Origin of the sequence: Pseudonocardia nigra, assembly GCF_019396355.1 — a bacterium.
Taxonomy (GTDB): Bacteria; Actinomycetota; Actinomycetes; order Mycobacteriales; family Pseudonocardiaceae; genus Pseudonocardia; species Pseudonocardia nigra.
The window spans coordinates 1-3,560 of record NZ_JAHKRK010000377.1 but is presented as its reverse complement, the minus strand read 5'-3'; the positions used below and the strand labels follow the sequence as shown (position 1 = coordinate 3,560).

Below are 3,560 nucleotides of genomic sequence, written 5' to 3'. Positions count from 1 at the left end.
TCTCGAAGTAGGTGGAGGTGGTGTCTCCTTTTACCGGCTAATCCAGCCGAGGCGAGGCCCGGCCCCGGTGCGACACGCCGTGGTGGTCGGGGTGCTTGCCTTGCTGCCGGGAGTGCTGGTTGATACGTGTCTTATGAGGGCTGGGATCGATCTGCGGGTCGAGCGGCGCGACGATGGCTGGGTGCTGGCCGGGCCGGCGAGCGAGGACGTGCGGCTGGTCAACGACTACCTCGGGTATCTGGGTGACCGGCACTACGCGGCGGGCACCCGACGCGGTTACGCATTCGACCTGCTGGCGTTGCTGCGCTGGCTGGCCGACCAGGACCGGCGGCTTGATCAGGTCGATACCCAGGTGCTGCTGGGATTCCTGGCGTTCTGCCGCAGCGGCACAGGGTCGGCCGGCTCGCGTGGCGGCGCGGACGGCGCGGCCTCGGGCGAGCGGGCGGGGTTGGCGGCGGCGACGGTGAACCGCCGGTTGGCCGCCGTGGGCGGGCTGTTCGCGTTCCGGGCGATGCGCGACCCGAGCATGCCGAATCCGGTGCCGACCGGCGCCGCGGCCCGCCGGGCCGCACCCGGTCAGCGGGACGGGCTGCTGGGGCATCTGGCTCGTCCGCAGCCCCGCTCCGGGCTGCGGGTGCGCGAGCCTCGTCGGCTGCCCCGCGCGCTGGCGCCGGAGGAGTCGAGCGCGTTGCTGGGTAGCCTGCGCTCGTGGCGGGACCGGGCGATCGCCGGGTTGATGCTGTTCTGCGGGCTGCGCTCGGCCGAGGTCCTCGCCCTGCGCGTCGCCGATGTGGACATCGCCCGCGGCTGGGCCCGCGTGGCGGGCAAGGGCCGGCGGGAACGCCCGGTCCCGGTCGATGCCCAGGTCGCCGGCCTGGTCCAGACCTACCTGCTCGCCGAGCGCCCGGACACCACAGAGACGGCGTTGTTCGTGGTAGCCAAGGGCCGCAACCGGGGGCAGCCGTTGACCCCGGCCGGGCTGCGCACGATCTTCCGGTATCATCGCGAGCAGACCGGGGTGGCGGCGGCGCATCCGCACGCGTTGCGGCACTCGTTCGGCACCGCGCTGGCCGAGGCCGGGGTCGATCTGGCGGTGATCCAGGCGCTGCTCGGGCACGCCCACGTCGACTCCTCGGCCGGCTACATCCATCTCGCGCCGGTGCGGGTCCGCGCCGCCTACGACGCCGCCCGCGAGCGCCAACGTGCCCAGGGCTGAGCGCTGCGCCGCCGCCGTCGACGGCGCCGCCGAGTTGGTCGGCGACTACATGGACTGGTTGGCCGTTGATGGGCGCGGCTCACGCTGTTACCGCGACGCAGCGTGGGCGTTCCTGGGCCGCTGGCCAGACCCCGCCGGGTTCGCCGCCGAACCGCTGCCCACCCAGCTCGGGCTGGCCCACGCGCAGCGGCCGTTTCTGACCTACCTGATGCTGCACCGCCGCTGCCGGCCCAGCCACGACTACCTGGCCCACCGCAAGATCCCCGGGCTGTTCGCCGCGGCCGCGCGCAGCCCGCTCGCACCCGACGTCGCACAGTTCACCGCGGCCGCGACCGAGCTGGACTACGGCGGGCACGTGGTCAAACGCGCGGCGGAGCGGGTCGTGGTGCGGCTGCTGATCCAGACCGGGCGCCCGCTGTCCGCGCTCACCACCACCGACGTCGAGAACCTGGCCGCCGCGTTCCGCGGCCGCGCCCACCAGCGAGGCAACGCCAGCAGCTGGGCCAACGACCGCGGCCTGATCGCCGCAGCGCACCGCGTGCTGTTCCACCTCGGCGTGCTGCCCGAACCGCCCGCCGATCCGCGACGTCGTCCCGGGCTGGACGGGCACTACAGCGGCGTCGCCGAGCCGCTGCGCGAGCTGCTGCTGGCCTACTGCGCCCAGGCCGCCGCCACCCGCGCCCCGGCCACGGTCAAGACCATCGCCAGCCACCTGGCCGGGTTCGGCCGGTTCCTGTCGGCCTGCGACCCGCCGGTCACCGACCTGGCCGCCCTCGACCGCACGGCGCACATCGAACCCTGGCTGGCCGCCCTCGCCGCCGCCCGGCATCCCGACGGGCGGTCGCACTCGATCGGGCACCGGCGCGGGCAGATCCTGGCCGTGCGCCAGTTCCTCACCGACATCACCGAGTGGGGCTGGCCCAGCGCACCGGCCCGCCCGCTGATCTTCGCCCGGGACGTCCCCGAGGTCCCGCGCCCGCTGCCCCGCTACCTTCCCCCGGACGCCGACCGCCGCCTGCACGACGCGCTCGAGCAGCTCTCGGCGTCCGGGCCGAGCCCGCTCGCGCGGCTGCACGCCGACGCGCTGCTGCTGGCCCGCGCCACCGGGCTACGCCCCGGTGAGCTGCGCGATCTCGAGCTGGACTGCGTGCACGAGATCGACGGGCACGGCGCCTGGCTGAAGGTGCCGCTGGGCAAGCTGGGCACCGAACGGATGGTGCCCCTCGACGCCGAAACCGTGGCGGTGCTGGACCGAATCGTCGCCCGCCGCACCCCCGGCCGGGCACTGCCCCACCCGCACAGCGGCCGGCCGACCGAGTTCCTGCTCATCCACCAAGGACGACGCCTGTCCGCGCAGGCCGTGCGCGACGAGCTCGCCCGCACCGCCCAGGCCACCGGCCTGGACAAGGTGACACCGCATGCGTTGCGGCACACCTACGCCACCGCCCTGGTCAACGCCGGGGTGTCGCTGCAGGCGCTGATGCAGCTGCTCGGGCACGTCTCCGCGACCATGAGCCTGCGCTACGGCCGGCTGTTCGACACCACCGTGCGCAGCGAGTACGAACGCGCCCTCACCCAGGCCAAAGCCGCCCTCGCCACCGAACCCACCCATGCCCCCGCCACGACTGGCACACCGCTGCCTGCGGCCACCGGCCTCGGCGCGCCGCTGCCGCTGGTCGACATCACCAGAGGCGGCGACTGGCGCGACACCCCGACGATCAAGTCCCGGCTGGCCGGCGGGTTCTGCCTACGCGCACCCGCCCAGGGATCCTGCCCCTATGCCAACATCTGCGAGCACTGCCCGAACTTCCGCACCGACCCGGGCTTCCTGGCCGTGCTCGGCGCCCAACACGCCGACGCCGCCGCGCTCGCCGCGGACGCCGAAGCCCGCGGCTGGGCCGACGAAGCCCACCGACACCGCCGCCTCGCCGACCGGCTCGACGAGCTGATCACCCACACCAGCCAGACACCGTGACCGACACCCGTCCCCACAGCGACACCGACCGCATCCGCGCCGCCTGCGAGGCCCTCGCCGCCGACCGCGCCGACATCACCTTCACCGCCGTCGCCGCCGCCAGCGGCATCAGCCGCGCCACCTGCTACCGGCGCCGCGACCTACGCGCGATCATCGACGGCTACCGCTCCCGGCACGGGGAACTGCTCACCCTCACCGGGCTCGCCGACCAGATCGACAACCTCACCCAAGCCCTCGACGCCGTCGCCGCGAAAGTCCGCCGGCAAGAAGAAGAAATCCGCGCGCTCAAACGCCGCGAAACACCACCGGCTACGCGGCCAAGGCGAAATCCGAGCGGCGATTAGCCGGATAATCGAAGAACAGCAGGTC

Annotated in this window: 3 protein-coding genes; all 3 read left to right on the top strand. The window is 73.9% G+C overall.

The genetic code is table 11. The annotated features are described in order from the left end of the window. The first annotated feature begins 79 nt into the window (after positions 1 to 79). From KME75_RS40530 to KME75_RS40520, 3 genes are read left to right on the top strand one after another with little or no spacing between them, the layout of a single operon-like run. Positions 80 to 1,216, top strand: coding sequence for a tyrosine-type recombinase/integrase (locus KME75_RS40530; RefSeq protein WP_219420302.1), 1,137 nt, complete (start codon positions 80 to 82; stop codon positions 1,214 to 1,216). After that, positions 1,203 to 3,191, top strand: coding sequence for a tyrosine-type recombinase/integrase (locus tag KME75_RS40525; RefSeq protein ID WP_219420301.1), 1,989 nt, complete (start codon positions 1,203 to 1,205; stop codon positions 3,189 to 3,191). The genes KME75_RS40530 and KME75_RS40525 overlap by 14 nt, the downstream gene beginning before the upstream one ends. Next, the gene (locus tag KME75_RS40520) at positions 3,188 to 3,535 is read left to right on the top strand and encodes a hypothetical protein (protein ID WP_219420300.1); all 348 of its coding nucleotides are present in this window, start codon (positions 3,188 to 3,190) and stop codon (positions 3,533 to 3,535) included. The genes KME75_RS40525 and KME75_RS40520 overlap by 4 nt, the downstream gene beginning before the upstream one ends. Positions 3,536 to 3,560: the final 25 nt, after the last annotated feature.